Raw genomic sequence first — 17,803 nt, 5'->3', positions numbered from 1 at the left:
CACAATGCGAGAGAAAATGCAGCGAAATGTGGCGAGGCACGATATTGTGTGTTCTCTATGCAACAGGTTTGTCGTATCGACGCAACAATGGCGAAGTCGGCTCCCCTGGCTCTCGATATTGACTCCGACGGCAAGACGGCACGCTCGGGCGTGTGGCGCTTTGCCGCGCCTGAATATTATACCCTTGCACTGATCGTCAGCATTGGCGTTGCAACCTATATCTTTGTCACGGGGGATGCGCAAAGCGAGCGGCTGCTGACGCCGGCCCTCGTGGCCGCGATCATGGTCGCCAATCTCGTGCCCGCGATGGCGTTGATCGTCCTCATCGGTAGCCGCGTTGCGCGCGCACGCGCGGTCAATTCGATGGCGGGAGGCAGCGGGCGGCTTCATGTGCGCCTCGTCGCGCTCTTCTCGCTGATCGCAGCGGCGCCGACCCTGCTTGTCGTGATCTTTGCCTCGCTGCTTTTCCAGTTCGGGGTCGATTTCTGGTATTCCGACCGCTCGCGCGGCATGTTCGAGAACGCCGCCGGCATCGCCAAGGCCTTCTACGAGGACAGCCAGAAATCGCTCGGCGCCAACACGGTCGTGATGGCGAAGGATATCAGCGGCTATCTCGACCGATTTTCGATCGACAGCGAAGCGTTCAACGACCGCTATCTTCAGCAGGTCGTGCTGCGCGAGATGAGCGAGTCTGCCATCATCGAAGTCGGTACCGACGGGATTGCCCGCACGCCGACGATGATCGACCCTGACAATCGCGCTGCGGAAGGGCGCATTACGCCAGCAGTTGTCGATCGGCTTAATCGCGGAGAAGATGTCGTCATTACGCGCCAGGCTGACCGGATCGAAGCTGCAACGCGAATTCCAGGCCGCAGCAACGCTTATCTTTATGCTGCGCGGAACGCCAATACCATAGGTCTGCAGCAGTTCGATCGCGCGAGCACCGTGCTTGCCGACTACAACGCGCTTTTCGACCGTTCGCAGCTATTGCAACTGCAATTCCACGGTGCGCTCTATCTCGGTTCCCTGCTGCTTCTTGCACTCGCTGTGATCGGCGCAATCGTGGTCGCCGACCGGATTGTCCGCCCCCTGGGAACGCTCGTGGGCGCAGCGCGCACGGCCGCGGGCGGCGACCTTTCGGTGCGTGTTACCCCCACGGCGCGCAATGACGAGATTGCCGTCCTCACGCGCGCCTTCAACCGGATGACCGAGCAATTGCAGGGGCAGACGAGCGCGCTCGTCAATGTCAACGAGCAGCTCGAGGCCCGGCGCGTCTTCATCGAGGCGGTTCTCAGCGGCGTGACCTCGGCGGTCGTGTCGGTCGACCGCAAGCACCGCATCCTCCTCGCCAACGCGGCGGCCGAGCGGTTGGTCGGCACAGCAGGGGAAAGCCTTACGGGCAAATCGCTTGCGGAGGTCGCGCCCGAGCTCGAGCAATTGCTCGCGAGCAATGAGCGCGAAGCGATCGTCCAGCTCGCCCGCAAGGATGCCGAGCCTGCAACCTTTGCTGCCAAGGCGGTCGCGCAGGGTGATGGCTTCGTACTCAGCTTCGAGGACATCACGCAGCAACTTGCCGACCAGCGCCGCGCCGCCTGGTCCGACGTCGCGCGGCGGATCGCCCATGAGATCAAGAATCCGCTTACTCCCATCCAGCTCGCCGCGGAGCGGCTGCAGCGCCGGTTCGGCGACAAGGTGGAAGGGGACGCGGCCACATTTCGCCGGCTGACCGATACGGTGATCCGCCAGGTCCACGACATGCGCCGCATGGTCGATGAATTCTCGAGCTTCGCGCGCATGCCAAAGCCAACCTTCGGGGTCGAGGACGTGCGCGACATCTTGAAGCAGGCGGTGTTCCTCTTCGAAGTCGCAAAGCCAGACATCGCCTTTGCCGTGGCCATGCCGGATGAGGTCGAACCGCTCGTTTGCGATCGCCGCCTCTTGTCGCAAGCACTCACGAATATTGTAAAAAATGCTGTAGAAGCAATTGAAGAAAAGGCAAAAACGACCGAAAGCTCGCCAGTCGGTCACATCATGGCGTCGCTCGACATCGATGATGAGAATGCTATCCGCATCCGCATTGCGGACGACGGGATCGGTCTTCCCGAAGCCCGCGATGCGATCGCGGAGCCCTATATGACGACGCGTCAGGGCGGGACCGGCCTTGGCCTCGCGATCGTCAAGAAGATCGTCGAGCAACATTTTGGCGAGCTTGAGTTTTCGGACAATCCGGCAGGGCAGGGAACATGCGTGACGCTGGTCCTTCACCCCGACCGGCTGCGACACCTCGCAGGGAAGGGGGGAGAGGCGAGCGCGGGACGGGGAGAATCGGTCCCGGGCCGGATCAGGAATCGACAGGACAGGGAAGACCATGGCGCTTGATATTTTGATCGTCGACGACGAACGCGACATTTGCGAACTGGTGGCCGGCGTCATGGAGGATGAAGGCTATGAGGCGCGCACTGCCTCCGACAGTGATGCAGCGCTTGAGGCCATCCGTCAGCGACGCCCATCGCTCGCTCTGATCGACGTCTGGCTGCAAGGGTCGCGCCTCGACGGTCTGGGGCTTGTCGAGGCCATCAAGGCTTTCGATCCGACGCTTCCGATTATCGTGATTTCGGGCCACGGCGGGCTCGACACGGCGGTCGCTGCAATCCGCCGCGGCGCGTTCGATTTCATCGAAAAGCCCTTCGAAGCGGAGCGATTGCTTCACCTTGTCGCGCGGGCGACCGAGAGCGAGCGGCTCAAATTCGAGTATGAGCGGCTACGCGAGCGCGCCGGCCCTGCCGACGAGCTCACGGGTACGAGCGCTGCAATCAACAATGTCCGCGCGACGCTGAAGCGCGTTGCAGGCACTGGGAGCCGGGTGCTCATCACGGGGGCGCCGGGCGTCGGCAAGGAGGTCGCCGCGCGTGTGCTCCACGGCTGGAGCGGACGACAGAATGCGCCGTTCCGCGTCATTTCGTCGGCGCGCATGGACCCTGTAACGGTCGAGGCAGAATTGTTCGGAACCGAGTCCGACGACGGCGCGATCCGCGTCGGCCTGCTGGAGCAGGCGCATGGCGGAACGCTGTTCCTCGACGAGGTCGCCGACATGCCGATCACGACGCAGGGCAAGATACTGCGCGTCCTCACCGATCAGAGTTTCACCCGGGTTGGCGGGCGTACGATGATCCGTGTCGATGTGCGCATCATTTCGGGCTCAGCGCGTGACCTGATGAGCGAGATTGCGGAAAGCCGCTTTCGCGAGGATCTCTATTACCGCCTCAACGTCGTCCCGGTTCACATCCCGCCGCTGCGCGAGCGGCGCGATGATATCGCGAGCCTGTGCGACCATTTCGTACGCCGCTACGCGGCCGACCGCCGGGTACCGCCGCCCGAGATCAGTGCCGAGGCGATGGCCGCGTTCCAGGCGCACGACTGGCCCGGCAATGTGCGCGAGCTGCGCAACATAATCGAGCGGGTGATGATCCTCGCGCCGAGCGACCGGCTCGGCCGTATCGATGTCGACATGTTGCCTGCCGAGCTGGTTCGAGGCGGCACAGACATTCTGCCCGGCACCGAGTCGATCACCGCCATTCCGCTCAAGGAAGCGCGCGAGAATTTCGAGCGCGAGTATCTGCGCATCCAGATCAACCGATTTTCGGGCAATATCTCGCGCACCGCGACCTTCATCGGCATGGAACGTTCGGCCTTGCACCGCAAGCTGAAGCTTTTGGGATTGACCGATAATCCTGAAAGCGAGGGGTGACGGCTTTGCGCTAGACCTGCCGGGCGCTTTGCCGCATATTGCGGATCGCCAAAAGGAACAGGACGGGGCGCGAAGCCCCGCCTTGCGGTATCCCCCGCCAAGAACAGGAGGCCAATGTGTCCGATAAAAACCAGAATCTTCAGGATCTCTTCCTCAACGCCCTGCGCCGCAGCAAGACGCCTGTGACGATGTTCCTCGTCAAGGGTGTGAAATTGCAGGGAATCATCACCTGGTTCGACAATTTCTCGCTTCTCCTGCGCCGCGATGGCCAGTCGCAGCTCGTGTACAAGCATGCAATTTCGACGATCATGCCCTCGCACGATTTCGACCTCGGCGCGCTCGGCGATGATGTGCGCGATGCGCCGCCGAGCAAGGGCAAGGCGCTGCAGGATGTCTTCCTGAATGCGGTGCGCCGGTCGGACGAGTCGGTGACGATGTTTCTCGTCAACGGCGTGATGCTCCAGGGTGATATCGTCGCCTTTGACCTCTTTTGCATGCTGCTCGAGCGCGAGCGGCAGGTGCAGCTTGTCTACAAACATGCAATTTCGACGGTGCAGCCGAATGGGCCGGTCAATCTGACCGACAATGGCGACGGGGACGGCGCCGACGCCTGACCGACCAAATGAACCCCGATGATGTGGAAGTGACGCGCGGCGCGCGCGCCGTGCTGGTCGTGCCCGAGTGGCGCGGGCAGGGGCTGTCGCGCGACCTCGAGGCCCGCGTCGCCGAGGCGACCGGGCTCGCGGTGGCGATCGGGATCGAGGTCATGGCCGTCCATCCGCTGAGGTTGCGGCAAACGCGCGCGGCGACGTTGATCGGGCTTGGGCAGATCGAGGCGATCCGTCCTGATATCAGCGAAAATGGGGCGCAGCTCGTCATTGTCGATGCAGCCCTTACGGCGATACAGCAGCGGAACCTCGAAACCGAGCTCGGGGCCAAAGTCATTGATCGAACCGGGTTGATCCTCGAGATCTTTGGTGAGCGGGCCGCGACCGCCGAGGGGCGGCTCCAGGTCGAGCTTGCGCATCTCGACTACCAGGCAGGGCGGCTGGTGCGCAGCTGGACCCATCTTGAGCGCCAGCGCGGCGGCTTCGGCTTTCTCGGCGGACCGGGCGAAACGCAGATCGAGGCCGACCGCCGGATGATCCGCAGCCGCATGGCGCGGATCCGGCGGAGCCTCGAGGATGCCCGCCGCACCCGCCAGTTGCAGCGTGCAAAGCGCCAGCGCGCACCGTGGCCCGTGATCGCGCTTGTGGGCTATACAAACGCTGGAAAGTCCACATTTTTCAACCGCCTGACGGGAAGTGACGTCATGGCGGAAGATATGCTGTTCGCAACGCTCGACCCGACGATGCGCGAAATTCGCCTGCCCGGGATCGACAAGGCCATTCTGTCGGACACTGTGGGCTTCGTGTCTGATCTACCCACCGAACTCGTCGCAGCGTTTCGCGCGACGCTGGAGGAAGTGACCACGGCGGACCTCATCGTCCATGTCCGCGATATCACTCATCCCGACAGTGAGGCGCAATATGCCGATGTTGTCGCCATCCTCGATTCCTTGGGCGTGAACGGGCCGCAGGATGGGGAAGGGGACGCGCAAGACGCCATCGCGCAGATCGAAATCTGGAACAAGATCGATGCTGCAAGCCCCGAACGCCGTGGCCAGATCCTGGAAATGGCGGCGCGGCGGCGTGACGTCGCGGTGATCTCGGCCGAGACCGGAGAAGGGATCGAAGCGGCGCGCGCGCTCATGGCAGCAGACCTTACGGCGCGGCACGAAGTGACCTGCGTGTTCCTGCGCTTTGATCAGGGCGAGGCGATGGCATGGCTTCACGCGCGCGGCGACATTTTGTCCGAGGAGGTCGTCGAGGGCGGACACCGGCTGACTGTGCGCCTCGACCCCGCCGATCGGGCGCGCTTCGAGCGGCTTTGGCCTTCGAACGAGGGCTGATCTAGGCTCGCTCGCTTTTCTTGACGGCCACCCAATGCGCTTCCTGCGCATCGAGCGTGAGACCTTGCAGACTTCCGCCGGCGCGGTCCTCCATGGCGGCGAAACGCCGTGCGAACTTCACATTGGCGTCGCGCAGGGCGCCTTCGGCGTCGACCCCGAGCTTGCGGGCATAATTGACGACTGCAAAGAGAAGGTCTCCGACTTCTTCATGCCGGGCGGCATTGCTGTCGGCGGCAGCAACCTCGGCCAGTTCCTCCGCGATCTTGTCACGCGGCCCCTTGGTGTCGGGCCAGTCGAACCCGACGCGCGCCGCGCGGCCCTGGAGCTTTTGCGCGCGAAGGAGCGCAGGCAGGGACATGGCGACGCCGGCAAGCGCGCCCCTGGGGCCATCCGCCGCGCGCTCGGCCGCCTTGATGACTTCCCATTGGTCGCGCACATCTGCCGCCGTGACGCCACCGAAGATGTGCGGATGACGGCGCTCCATCTTGGCGGAAATCGCGCGCGCAACATCGTCGAAGGTGAACAGGCCCTTGTCTGCGGCGATCTGAGCGTGAAAGACGACCTGGAGCAAAAGGTCGCCAAGTTCGTCGCAGATGGCATCAGGGTCGCCGCCAGCGATTGCATCGGCAACCTCATAGGCTTCCTCGATCGTATAAGGCGCGATCGTGTCAAAGTCCTGCGCAAGATCCCACTCGCAGCCGCCATCAGGATTGCGCAATTGCCGCATGATCGCGAGCAACCGGTCGACAGGGGAGCTGGGGGGACCAGGTACATCGCTCGACATGACTTTATCCGATAATATATATTATGTTAAATTATCTTGGCTCCGGACCAGAAAGCCCCTCGCGGCGCCCTCTCATCCCGCGGCCAGCTGATAGGTCCGGATCGCGATGAACACGAGCGCGAAGATCGCCGCCCAGGCGAGCCCCATCTTGAGCCAGTCGGCAAGCTTTAGCTGGCGCGCGACGAGCGCGCTGACCACCAGCGTGAACGCCATTGCGAACCACAGCATGTCGGCGCCCGTTTCCATTGTCATAGCTGCACCTCCAGCCCGTCATAACCCGGCTCGACACCCGGCGGCAATTCGCTTGCAAGGTCGTCATAGTCCATCGTGTTGTCCATATGCGTAATGATGGCGCGCGGACTGCCGACCTTTTTGAGTCCCTCAAGGGTCATGGCGAGATGCGGATGGGTCGGATGCGGATAGCGGCGCAGCGCGTCGATCACGAAAAGATCGACGCCTTGGAAGAAACCCACCATCTCGTCGGTAAACCGTGAAAAATCAGTTGCATATGCGATCTTGTGCGCGCCATCGCTGAAGATCAGTCCGGTCGCCTTGATGGGGCCATGCGGCATTTCGAGCGCGGACACTTCGATCGGGCCGATCGATTGATGATCGTGAAGCTCGATCGGGTCGACCGACGCGGGATAGCCGGCGTTTCCGGCAAAGGCATAGGTGAAACGCCATTTCAGTATGTCGAGCACATGGTCGCGCGCGTAGGCGGGCACCGCCGAGCCGCGCAGATGCATGACCTGGCGCAGATCATCGAGGCCGTGGGTGTGGTCGGCGTGCTCATGCGTCCAGATGACCGCATCGACCTCTCCCACGCCCGCGTCGAGCAGCTGCATTCGCATGTCGGGGCTCGTGTCGACGAGGAGGCGAAAGCCGCCCAGTGATACAAGGATCGAGGCACGGCTCCGCAGGTTGCGGGGATTATCGGGTTCGCATTGGCCCCAGTCGTTACCGATCCGCGGCACACCCGAGGAGGTTCCGCAACCGAGAACACGCAGCTTCATGATTCACGCGCCTCGACGAAACCGCTTTTCCTGAGCTTGCCGGCGGCCGAACCCTGGTCTTCATTTCCGAACGCGCGCCCCATGGCTGCAACAAGCATCAGGCGGGCCAGAGGAAAATGTGCCTGGACTTCTGAAGTCACGCTGCCGCCTTGCTGAAAAGACGGTAGAAATTCCGGCTTGTGGCTTCGGCCAGTTCGCCAGGGTCATCGCCGCGCAGGTCCGCAAGATAGGCCAGAGTGTCCGCCACAAAGGCCGGTTCCCCTGGTTTGCCGCGGTGCGGCACAGGCGCAAGGAAAGGAGAGTCGGTTTCGACGAGCAGCCGGTCTATCGGTAGCCACCGCGCGGTCGCCTGGAGGTCAGCGGCGTTCTTGAACGTCACAATTCCCGAAATCGATATGTAGAGGCCAAGATCGAGCGCCTTGCGCGCGAAATCGTCGCTCGCGGTGAAGCAGTGGATGACGCCGGTATAGGGCGTGCGTGCCATCTCCTCACTAAGCAGCGCCAGCGTATCGGCCTCTGCCTCGCGGGTGTGGACGATGATCGGGAGCCCGGTCTCTTGCGACGCATGGATATGGCCGCGAAAGCTGTCCTGCTGCCGAGCCCGGTCGCTCTTGTCGTAATAATAGTCAAGCCCGGTCTCGCCGATGCCGATCACCCGCGGATGCGCGGCCCGCGCCGCGAGTTTTGCCGTGTCGACGTGGGGATGCTGGTCGGCGTCGTGCGGATGGATACCGACGCTGGCCCAGACATCGTCGTTCGTCTCGGCGGCGGCGAGCACCTCATCCCACTCATTCTCACGCGTCGCAATGTTGAGCATCGCGGTAACGCCGCGCGCACGCGCGCGTGCGAGCACCTCGCCTTGCTGCTCGGCGAGCCCTTTATAATTAAGGTGGCAGTGCGAATCGACGAGCATCAGGCGGCCGCCTCCTCCCCTTCCCCTTCGGCGAGCTCGAGGCGCGGGAAGATCGGGACCGGCTGGGCGACAGTGAAGCCGCTGCGCGCAAGCTTTGCGAACCACTCGGTATCGGCGAGCGCTTCAAAATCGCGCGCGTCGGCATCGATCCCCATCTGGTCAAGCAACTTGTCGGCCGCCTCGGGCACGACAGGCCGGATCGCGATCGCGAGGGTCCGCACGGCCTGGAACAAGGTCATCAGGACGGCGCGCATCCGCTCGGGATCGCTCTTGCGGAGCGCCCAGGGGGCGGTTGCATCCACATATTGATTGCAGGCAAACACGGCCCGGATCCAGTCCTCGATCCCGACCGAGAAAGCGAGCTGCTCGAACTCGCGCGGAAGGCGCGTCTGCGCCATGTCCCTGATCTCCGCCAGCAGCGCTTCATCTTCCGCCGCAGCCTGATAGGCTGCCGAAAGATCTCCACCCAAATTCTTGAAAATCATCGAAAGACTTCGCTGCGCGAGATTGCCGAAGCTGTTTGCAAGATCGGCGTTCGCGGTGCGCACGATGGCCTCGGCCGAATAGCTGCCGTCATGGCCGAAGCTGACTTCGCGGAGCAGATAATAGCGCAGCGCGTCGACCCCGAACCGCTCGGCCAGCTCCATCGGATCAACGACATTGCCGAGCGACTTCGACATCTTCTCGCCGCGGTTCAGCAGGAAGCCATGGCCAAACACCTGCTTGGGCAGCGGCAGTCCTGCGCTCATCAGGAAGGCCGGCCAGTAAACCGTATGAAAACGCACGATATCCTTGCCGATCATATGGATGTCGGCGGGCCAGAAGCGCGCAAAATCGCTCCCAGCATCGGGGTAGCCGATCCCCGACAAATAGGTCGTGAGGGCGTCGACCCACACATACATGACATGCCCCGGCGAATCCGGGACAGGAACGCCCCAGTCGAAGCTGGTGCGCGAGACGCTGAGATCCTTGAGCCCGCCCTCGACGAAGCGCAGCACCTCGTTGCGGCGGCTTTCCGGGCGGATGAAGTCGGGGTTGTCGCGATAGAGGGCGAGAAGCCGATCCTCATAGGCCGACAGGCGGAAGAACCAGCTTTCCTCGACGGTCCATTCGACCGGTGTTCGCTGCGGCGAGAGCTTTACGCCCCCTTCCCCTTCGAGAAGCTCGCTTTCGTCATAAAAGGCCTCGTCGCGAACCGAGTACCAGCCCTCGTAGCGATCGAGATAGAGGTCGCCGTTCGCCGCCATCGCGCGCCAGATTGCCTGCGATGCCGCATGATGCGCGGGATCCGAGGTGCGCATGAAATGGTCATAACTTATATTCAGTTTGGCATACATCGCACGAAAATACCCCGACATTTCATTGGCGAGGTCGATCGTCGCCCGCCCCTGATCGCGCGCGGTCTGATACATTTTCAGACCATGCTCGTCGGTTCCGGTGACCATGCGCACGTCGCGCCCGCGCGCGCGCTGAAACCGCGCCATGACGTCGGTTGCGATCGCTTCATAGGCATGGCCGATGTGCGGACGACCATTGGGGTAGCTGATCGCGGTGGTGATATAGAAGGGTTGCTTGGCTTCGGACATGCCCGCGCCTTAGCCGGTGGCGGGTAGAAGGGAAAGGGCGGGCGTGTCCTAAACCCTCTCCTTTCCAGGAAGACGTTAGCGGGTCCCTTCGCGCGGCGCCAATTCCGCGAGGCAATTGCCGATCTCAAAGCCGACCATCGCACCATCATAGGAACCGCGGATCGCGTCGCGGACGGTTCGCTGGACGCGGTCCCACTGCGCAAGAACGGGCGCGATCTCGGTGATAGGGCGCTCGCGCGCGATCCGGGTGAGGAGACCAGGCACGATGTCGATGACGAGTTCGAGCCGCTCGCGGTTGCTCGTCCCCCCCACCTCGCGCGCGAGCGCCTCGCGCAGGCGGTTGCCCGGATCCCCCGAGGTGGCGATGGCCAGAAGCTTCTTTTCCATCGCCGCGACGTCGCTGTCGATCAGCGCGAGCGCTTTTCCTGGTACGCCGCCTGCCGCTCCCGCAATTGCGCGCACCTCCGCGGCGTCGAGCATCGGGCGCTTCGCGTGGAGCCATGATTGCATGACGTCACGCTCAACGGGCTGAAAACGCAATGTTCTGCATCGCGAGCGGATCGTCGGCAGGAGGCGGCCCGGCGAATGGCTGACAAGAAGGAAGAGCGTCTGCGCCGGGGGTTCCTCGAGCGTTTTGAGGAGGGCGTTGGCGCCGTCGGTTTCCAGATCATCGACAGCATCGACAATGATCACCCGCCACTCCCCAAGCGACAGCGAGAGGTGAAGGCGGCGGATCATCTGGCGCACCTGGTCGATGGTTATGTTGCGCGCGAGTTCCTTGCTCTTTTCCTTGGGCGCACGCGCGAGGGTGAGGATCTCGGGATGGTTGCCCGCGTCAACGAGGCGGCCCGCGGCCGCATCGCCAGGATCTGCAAAGGTCAGCGGCGCACCCCCGTTATTCTCCTTCCCATGAGTGACGAGAAAACGCGCAGCGCGCCCCGCAAAGGCTGCCTTGCCCATGCCTTGCGGTCCCGCGAGCAGCCAGGCGTGATGGAGGCGTCCTGCAGCCCAGGCCTCGAGAAAGGCGCTTTCGGCTTCCTTCTGGCCGATCATGGCAGGAAGTCCGCGAGCGCGGCGAGGATCGCGGCGGTTACAGTCTCTTTGGCGCCATCGGCGTCGATCACGCGCCAGCGTGCGGGCTCCGCCGCTGCCATCTCGGCGAAGCGTGCGGCAAGGCGGGCCTGATAGTCGGCGGGCTTGCTCCCCATACGATCCGCGCCCCCGGCGTCGCGGACCGACAGACGGTGCGCGGCCTCGCCGGCACTGACCGTGAGAAGGAATGTGCGGTCAGGAAGCAGTCCTTCCGACCCCACACGGTGGAGCGCAAGAATATCGGCGTCGGTAAGGCCGCCGCCGCCGCCCTGATAAGCGCGGCTCGAATCGACGAAGCGATCGCAAAGCACCCATGCGCCCCGAGCGATCGCGGGACGGATCGTTCGCGCGACATGGTCGGCGCGCGCGGCGGCGAACAAAAGCGCCTCGGCCCGCGCATTCCAGCGATCGTCGGCGCCCTCCATCAGAAGTGTACGGATAGCCTCGGCGCCCGTGCTGCCGCCGGGCTCGCGTGTCGTGACAACGTCCACCCCGCGCGCTTCGAGCGCCGCGGCGAGGGCCCGAATCTGGGTCGATTTGCCGCTCCCCTCCCCGCCCTCGAGCGTTATGAAGCGCCCGCTCACCAGCCGGTCAGCCGATAGAAGCCGGTTCGCGCGCGGTCGTACCAGCCGCCCTTTGCAACATCGTTCGCGGCAAGCAGCGGTGTCACCTGCGGCGGCAGACCGTCGGGCGCTACAACGAGCTCCGCGATGCGGCTGCCGCGCGCAACGGGCGCCTTGAGCGGTGCCCGTGCGCGCATCGTCGCACGAAAACCACCGGCGAAGCCCTTGGGAACCGTGACGCGCACGGGGATAGCGGCCTCAGCGGCGACGACGGGCTTGTCCCCTTGCCCGACCTCGAGCCGCCCGACCTTCGCGCCGGCGGTGACGATCTCGCGCCCCTCCCATGCCTCGAAACCCCAGGTCATCAGCCGCTCCGCCTCATCGCGCCGCGCCTTTTCGCTCTTCATTCCTGCGACCACCATGATCAGCCGCCTGCCGCCGCGCTTGGCCGAGCCGAGGAAGCAATAGCCTGCCTCGGCCGTGTGACCCGTCTTGAGCCCGTCGGCGCCTTCAAAGCGCCCCAGTATCGGGTTGCGGTTCGGCTGCACGATCGGCGTGCCGTCGGGCGCCTTGCCGTGCTGGAGCTTGGGAATCGAGAAATAGCGCGCATAGCCCGCCGGATGATCGCGGATGAGCCGGTCGGCAAGCGTGATGAGATCGGCGGCACTGACCTTGGTGACGCCGCCGTCGGGCCAACCACTCGGCGTCCCGAAACGGCTCGAGGTCATTCCAATTCTGGCCGCCATCTCATTCATCCGGCGAACAAATGCCTCTTCGCTTCCATCGATCTCAACGGCCAGGACTGCGGCGGCGTCATTCCCCGAAACGGTGATCAATCCCTTGAGCAGTTCATCAACGGATATTTTCTCGCCCGCACGCAGAAACATGGTCGAGCCGCCATTGCTGCCGTTCCACTTCTTCCACGTCGCCTCGCTGACCGTAAAGAGCTTGTCCCGCGGCAGTTGGCCGCTGGCGATGAGATCAAGCACGACATAGGCAGTCATCACCTTTGCCATCGACGCAGGGGCGAAGCGCTTGTCGGCGCCGCGTTCAAAGAGGATTGCGCCCGAATCGAGATCCTTGAGCATCACGATCGGTGCCTCGGTTGTGTAGAGCGGCCGACTGACGGGCGCTTCACCCACCGCGGCATCCGCGGGCGTGCCGGACGGCGCCATCGCGAGCGCCATCGCGGCGAGACCGAGCGCCGCGGCGCTCCGTTTGAGGGTGGTCCGCCGCCGCATCAGCGGTCGCGCACGACGACAGCGTCGCGGAACCCCTTTGCATGGGCTTTGCCAAGCGCGGCTTTGGCTTCGGCCTCGCCCGCGAAGGGGCCCATGCGGACCCGCCACAGATTGCCCGCCTTGCTGACGCTACCGCCGACCGATTTTGCGGTCGCATTGGCGCGAGCTTCGGTGCTGAAGGCTGCGACCTGGACTGCGTAGGGGCCCGTTACCCCGGCAGGGAGCGGTTTTGGAGGAGCCGAAGCCGTTGGTGCGGCCTCGCCTCCTGGGCCCTCAACGATAAAACGGTCATCGCCCGGCTTGGTGCGCGGCGGTGCGGCGGAGGGCGCGGGCTGCGCGACGCCGGCGGCAATCGCAGCAGGCGATGGTTTGCCCGTCAGCTTGCTGCGCAGGATCGCGAGAAGCGCGCCCGGCGTAGGTAGGCGCTCGGGAACCGCCTTGCCCGCGCGAAGCTGTGCGCGCTCGGCCGCAGGCGGGCTGGTGCGGCGCACGCGCACGCCGGCGACTCCAGGCTCAAGACCGAGCTGCTTGGCAGCGCCGCGCGAGAGATCGATCAACCGGTCGTTCGCCATCGGCCCGCGGTCGTTGACGCGAACAAGGATTGTACGCCCGGTATCGAGCGCCGTGACCTCGACATAGCTGGGCAGCGGCAGCGTCTTGTGCGCAGCGCTGATCGCGTCGGGGTTGAAAAGCTCTCCGTTTGCAGTCGGCTTGCCCGCGAGTTCGTCGCCGTACCAGCCAGCGTAACCCACCTCGTCATAATCGGCGATGTCGGCGGGGGTGTGGGTCACGCCATCGACAACATAAGGCGCGCCGATCTTCACGGGGGTGTCGGGCGCGAGCGTATCTGCCGCGAGGGGTGCCGGGCCTGCCACCCGGCCGCCCTCGCGCTTGCCATCAAAACTTCCGCACCCCGCGAGCATCGCCGCGGCTCCGACCAGCACCCCGCCCCTAACGATCGATCTCATCCGCCAGCAACCCCACAGAAAGCGCGTAAAAGTTGGAACAATTATAGTCGAGTATCGCACGATAATTGCCCGTCAGCAAATAGGCGGTGTTTCCGGGTCCGTCGGGTTCGAGCAGAGTTGCCTGGATCTGTCCATCGGGCCAGCTCCCGCCGACTGGCTGAAATCCGTCGGCGCGCCACTCGGCCATGCTGCGCCAGCGGCTGTAGCGCGCAAAGACACGCGGGCAGCGCGTCGGTTGGAGACGGGTCGCGTTGCGCGTCCGGTCGTATCCGGCGGGGACGCGGACAGCGATGCCCCAGGGCTGGCCGGCGCGCCAGCCGGCGCGGCGAAGATAGGCGCCAATCGATTCAATGGCGTCGGCCTCGCTCGACCATATGCGCGCGACCCCATCGCCATCCCCATCCTCGGCCACTTGCAGGTACACCGAAGGAAGGAACTGCGGGTAGCCGAAGGCCCCTGCCCAGCTTCCTTTCAGCACCTCGCGCGGCACGCCCCTTTCCACCATCTCGAGCGTCGCGAGGAATTCGGGTTCGAAGAGACTGCGGCGGCGCCCCTCGTAGGCCAGCGTCGCGAGCGCCTCGGGCAGATCGAAATTTCCGGTCACTGCGCCGTACGCGGTCTCATGGCCGAAGATAGCGATCATGATGCTCGTCGGCACGCCGGTGCGCTGCTCGATCCGCGACAAGAGCGGCAAAAGCCGGTCGTGTACACGGCGACCCCCGTTAATCCGCGCAGCGTCGACATGTTTCGCCTTATATGGAGCGAACGCCGGGATCGGCGTGTTGGGGGTTGGCGGTGCGCCCAGATTGTCGCGATCGAGCGCGACGACCCGCGCATTGTAACGCAGCCCTCTGGTCACCCTGTCGAAGGTCGCCCGCGACACCCCCCGGGCCTCGGCCTTTGGCCAGAGCGACTGGATATAGGCATCAAAGCCCGTATCACCGCTGCCCTGGGCCTGCAGCGGCGCCGAGGCGGTGAGCATCCATGCGGAGAGCAGAACCCCCACCATATGGACAAGCCGCCCGATTCTGAAACTGGTGCTGTGCGTCATATCCCACCCCCTTAAAGCCACATGTCGCAAGGCTCCAAGCAAAGAGTGACACAGCTGACCGCAGCTTGGCTATCCCGGCCGACGATAGGCCGACTCAATTGCGCGCCCGATGGAAAGAGATCCGCTTTGGACTTGCCGCGACGCGGGCGAACGCTATTGGGGGCACCGTAGGACAGGTGGCCGAGTGGTTTAAGGCAGCGGTCTTGAAAACCGCCGTGGGTGCAAGCTCACCGTGGGTTCGAATCCCACCCTGTCCGCCAACATGTCATCGCGAACCAATGAGATGGGCCTCACGGGGCCAGAAAATCCCCAGCTTCCGCGCGGTTTTGCCAATGGCGACCGAACCTCAGAGACTGCCGGGGCGGCCAAACTCGGTCTCTGACCGGCTTTTGTCTCTTTTCACCCGAACCTCGTCGGAAAAGGTTCGGTCAAAAAAAGCAATACTTTCCATACGCTTGACCATTGACGCGGACCGAACCTTTTACGTCCTTAGCCGGTAGGCATTTGTGATCAGAACCTTAAGTTCGGTTGAGTGACATGCAAGTCATGCACTCTCCCACCACCGGAACCATGCGTCTGCCCTAATTCGCTTTGAAAGAATGTCACCCCAGCCTACACCGTCTTCTTGAACCGCATGAAGGGGAGAGGAGATTTTTTATGTCTGATGACATTCTCAATAAGGGCAAGTGCCCGGTTACCCACCTGACGACTGCGTTCGGTGCACCGGTTGTCGACAACCAGAACTCGCTGACCGCCGGCAAGCGCGGTCCGGTGCTGGTGCAGGACGTCTGGCTCAATGAGAAGCTCGCCAATTTCGTGCGCGAAGTTATTCCTGAACGGCGAATGCATGCCAAGGGCTCCGGAGCGTTCGGCACGTTCACCGTGACGAACGACATCACGCGCTATACTCGCGCGAAGATTTTCAGCGCCGTAGGCAAGAAGACCGAAATGTTTGCTCGTTTCAGCACTGTAGCGGGCGAACGCGGCGCAGCCGATGCTGAACGTGACATTCGCGGTTTTGCGCTCAAGTTCTATACCGAGGAGGGAAACTGGGACATGGTGGGCAACAACACCCCCGTGTTCTTCCTGCGCGATGCCAAGAAATTCCCCGACCTCAACAAGGCGGTCAAACGCGATCCGCGAACCAACATGCGCTCACCGACGAACAACTGGGATTTCTGGACGCTTCTGCCCGAGGCGCTGCATCAGGTCACCGTCGTGATGTCGGATCGCGGTATTCCCAAAAGCTATCGCCACATGCGCGGTTTCAGCAGCCACACCTACAGTTTCTGGAATGAAGCTGGCGAGCGTTTCTGGATCAAGCTTCATTTCCAGACCCAGCAGGGAATTGAGAACCTGACCGATGCAGAAGCGGCGGCGGTCGTAGCGAATGACCGCGAAAGCCATCAGCGCGATTTGTTTGAAGCGATTGAACGCGGCGACTTCCCCCGTTGGAAAATGTATGTGCAGATCATGCCCGAAGCGGAGGCGGAAACATACGGCGTTCATCCATTTGATCTGACCAAGGTCTGGTACAAGAAGGATTATCCGCTGATCGAGGTTGGCGAGTTCGAACTGAACCGCAATCCCGAAAACTACCACATGGACGTCGAGCAAGCCGCGTTCTCACCGTCGAACCTAGTGCCTGGGATCAGCGTTTCGCCTGACAAAATGCTCCAGACGCGCCTGATCAATTACCCGGATTCACAGCGGTACCGTCTGGGCGTCAACTATCACCAGGTTCCGGTCAATGCGGCCAAGTGCCCTGTCATGAGCAATCACCGTGACGGTGCGGGGCGGATGGACGGCAATTTTGGCGGACTGCCGCATTACCAACCGAACAGCTTCGGCCAGTGGGTCGATCAGCCAGACTTCGCCGAGCCGCCGCTGCGGATCGATGGCAATGCCGAGATGTTCGATTTCCGTGAGGACGACGACGACTATTATAGCCAACCGCGCAAGCTGTTCCACTTAATGACGCCAGCGCAGCAACAGGTGCTTTTCGAAAACACGGCTCGAAACTTTGGCGACGCCCCTGACTTCGTCAAGCAGCGTCACATCGACAACTGCACCCGCTGCGACCGGGCTTATGGCGAAGGTGTGGCTAAGGCTGCGGGAATGTCAGTCAAATCGCCGCAGGAGTTGTCGCCAAAGCCTGAACTGGCCGACTGATAATTGAAGACATCGACTTCGAGATTATGTCCCGATTGATCGGAACCGGCCAGTCCAATTGGTCGGTTAGCAGTAATCTCGAAGTCGGCTTAATTCCAGAAGATGGCTTCATCCTGCTCACCCCACGGCAGCTCTGCCGCCATCGTCAAATCCTTGATCGATACGGCAGGCGGAACGCGGTTGATCAGCAGATTCTCCAGCACGACGGGTGCCAGATAGGCCAGCCGCAGCATTCGGCCGACATAGCGGTCCGAGATGCCCTCAGCATCGGCAATATCCTGGATCGCCGCCGCCGCCCCGCTTTCCAGCTTGCGTCGCCAACTCCATGCCTTGGCGATCGCCTTCAGCACATGCGCATTCGCGCCGCCGGTGTCCGGCACGATGTCCGTCGGCGGCACGATCTTCGGCCGCCCATTGCGCTTGCGGATGGTGAGCGGGATGAACACCCGCATGGTGGTAGGTGCGCTCATGCTGCCAACTCCTGTTTCGGGGTGACCATTTCCCGGATGACCGATCCTGTCAACGGCGGAGTAAAAGCCGGCCACGGGGCGGAGCAAAAGTCGGCCACTATGGCGCCGGCCTGAGACCGCCGGGAGGGCGTAGCCCGAGCGGGGGTCTCAGGCCGGCGCGGCGATTTTTTGAGGGAGCGTTTCAGCCGGTCTTTCTGATGCGGCTCTGTGCGAGACGATAGCTGTCGCCATTCATCTCGAGGATGTTGACG

The 17,803-nt window shown here is 63.2% G+C and carries 17 protein-coding genes and 1 tRNA gene; 6 read left to right on the top strand and 12 right to left on the bottom strand.

Translation table 11 applies throughout. The features are described from left to right. Positions 1-87 precede the first annotated feature (87 nt). From B5X69_RS08820 to hflX, 4 genes are all read left to right on the top strand, one after another. Positions 88-2,379 carry a sensor histidine kinase gene (locus B5X69_RS08820; RefSeq protein WP_245798678.1) on the top strand — a complete coding sequence of 764 codons (2,292 nt, stop codon included), beginning with the start codon at positions 88-90 and terminating at the stop codon, positions 2,377-2,379. Continuing rightward, positions 2,369-3,748: a nitrogen assimilation response regulator NtrX gene (gene ntrX, locus B5X69_RS08815; RefSeq protein ID WP_079638343.1), complete on the top strand. Its 1,380-nt coding sequence runs from the start codon at positions 2,369-2,371 to the stop codon at positions 3,746-3,748. Before B5X69_RS08820 ends, ntrX begins: the two co-directional genes overlap by 11 nt. Before the next feature lie 116 nt (positions 3,749-3,864). Further along, positions 3,865-4,362, top strand: coding sequence for an RNA chaperone Hfq (hfq, locus tag B5X69_RS08810; RefSeq protein WP_245798677.1), 498 nt, complete (start codon positions 3,865-3,867; stop codon positions 4,360-4,362). 8 nt (positions 4,363-4,370) lie between these two features. Further along, positions 4,371-5,699 (top strand): GTPase HflX, encoded by a 1,329-nt coding sequence (hflX, locus tag B5X69_RS08805; protein WP_079638342.1) that lies wholly within the window; start codon positions 4,371-4,373, stop codon positions 5,697-5,699. A 1-nt stretch (position 5,700) separates the two neighbouring features. Here hflX and mazG read toward each other — a convergent pair whose 3' ends face one another. From mazG to B5X69_RS08760, 11 genes are all read right to left on the bottom strand, one after another. Beyond that, entirely contained in the window at positions 5,701-6,483 is a 783-nt protein-coding gene (gene mazG, locus B5X69_RS08800; RefSeq protein ID WP_079638341.1) for a nucleoside triphosphate pyrophosphohydrolase, read from the bottom strand. Positions 6,484-6,555: 72 nt separating this feature from the next. Next, positions 6,556-6,735, bottom strand: coding sequence for a hypothetical protein (locus B5X69_RS20940; protein WP_139375727.1), 180 nt, complete (start codon positions 6,733-6,735; stop codon positions 6,556-6,558). Beyond that, a complete protein-coding gene (locus B5X69_RS08795; protein ID WP_079638340.1) occupies positions 6,732-7,496 on the bottom strand; it encodes an MBL fold metallo-hydrolase in 765 nt (254 codons plus the stop codon). The genes B5X69_RS20940 and B5X69_RS08795 overlap by 4 nt, the downstream gene beginning before the upstream one ends. Continuing rightward, on the bottom strand, positions 7,493-7,636 hold the full coding sequence (locus B5X69_RS21415) for a hypothetical protein (protein ID WP_176141553.1): 144 nt from the start codon (positions 7,634-7,636) through the stop codon (positions 7,493-7,495). The genes B5X69_RS08795 and B5X69_RS21415 overlap by 4 nt, the downstream gene beginning before the upstream one ends. Then, on the bottom strand, positions 7,633-8,409 hold the full coding sequence (locus B5X69_RS08790) for a TatD family hydrolase (RefSeq protein WP_079638339.1): 777 nt from the start codon (positions 8,407-8,409) through the stop codon (positions 7,633-7,635). Before B5X69_RS08790 ends, B5X69_RS21415 begins: the two co-directional genes overlap by 4 nt. Then, positions 8,409-9,995: a methionine--tRNA ligase gene (gene metG, locus B5X69_RS08785; protein WP_079638338.1), complete on the bottom strand. Its 1,587-nt coding sequence runs from the start codon at positions 9,993-9,995 to the stop codon at positions 8,409-8,411. Before metG ends, B5X69_RS08790 begins: the two co-directional genes overlap by 1 nt. A gap of 75 nt (positions 9,996-10,070) precedes the next feature. Continuing rightward, complete coding sequence (locus B5X69_RS08780; protein WP_079638337.1) at positions 10,071-11,048, bottom strand: DNA polymerase III subunit delta'; 978 nt, start codon at positions 11,046-11,048, stop codon at positions 10,071-10,073. Beyond that, entirely contained in the window at positions 11,045-11,674 is a 630-nt protein-coding gene (tmk, locus tag B5X69_RS08775) for a dTMP kinase (RefSeq protein ID WP_079638336.1), read from the bottom strand. The genes B5X69_RS08780 and tmk overlap by 4 nt, the downstream gene beginning before the upstream one ends. Continuing rightward, on the bottom strand, positions 11,668-12,891 hold the full coding sequence (locus B5X69_RS08770) for a D-alanyl-D-alanine carboxypeptidase family protein (RefSeq protein ID WP_079638335.1): 1,224 nt from the start codon (positions 12,889-12,891) through the stop codon (positions 11,668-11,670). Before B5X69_RS08770 ends, tmk begins: the two co-directional genes overlap by 7 nt. Further along, positions 12,891-13,859, bottom strand: coding sequence for a septal ring lytic transglycosylase RlpA family protein (locus tag B5X69_RS08765; RefSeq protein WP_079638334.1), 969 nt, complete (start codon positions 13,857-13,859; stop codon positions 12,891-12,893). Before B5X69_RS08765 ends, B5X69_RS08770 begins: the two co-directional genes overlap by 1 nt. Beyond that, positions 13,843-14,841 (bottom strand): lytic murein transglycosylase, encoded by a 999-nt coding sequence (locus B5X69_RS08760; RefSeq protein WP_235527202.1) that lies wholly within the window; start codon positions 14,839-14,841, stop codon positions 13,843-13,845. Before B5X69_RS08760 ends, B5X69_RS08765 begins: the two co-directional genes overlap by 17 nt. Before the next feature lie 239 nt (positions 14,842-15,080). Here B5X69_RS08760 and B5X69_RS08755 point away from each other — a divergent pair. Further along, positions 15,081-15,170 (top strand) — tRNA-Ser (locus tag B5X69_RS08755). A 397-nt stretch (positions 15,171-15,567) separates the two neighbouring features. Next, entirely contained in the window at positions 15,568-17,082 is a 1,515-nt protein-coding gene (locus B5X69_RS08750; RefSeq protein ID WP_079638332.1) for a catalase, read from the top strand. An 89-nt stretch (positions 17,083-17,171) separates the two neighbouring features. Here the strand turns inward: B5X69_RS08750 and B5X69_RS08745 are convergent, their stop codons facing one another. Beyond that, complete coding sequence (locus B5X69_RS08745) at positions 17,172-17,552, bottom strand: hypothetical protein (RefSeq protein ID WP_079638331.1); 381 nt, start codon at positions 17,550-17,552, stop codon at positions 17,172-17,174. Positions 17,553-17,803 lie beyond the last annotated feature (251 nt).

Origin of the sequence: Sphingopyxis flava (genome assembly GCF_900168005.1) — a bacterium.
In the GTDB taxonomy this organism is placed as follows: domain Bacteria; phylum Pseudomonadota; class Alphaproteobacteria; order Sphingomonadales; family Sphingomonadaceae; genus Sphingopyxis; species Sphingopyxis flava.
The sequence above is the reverse complement of the archived record's forward strand: the minus strand, read 5'-3'. Positions and strand labels throughout refer to the sequence as shown.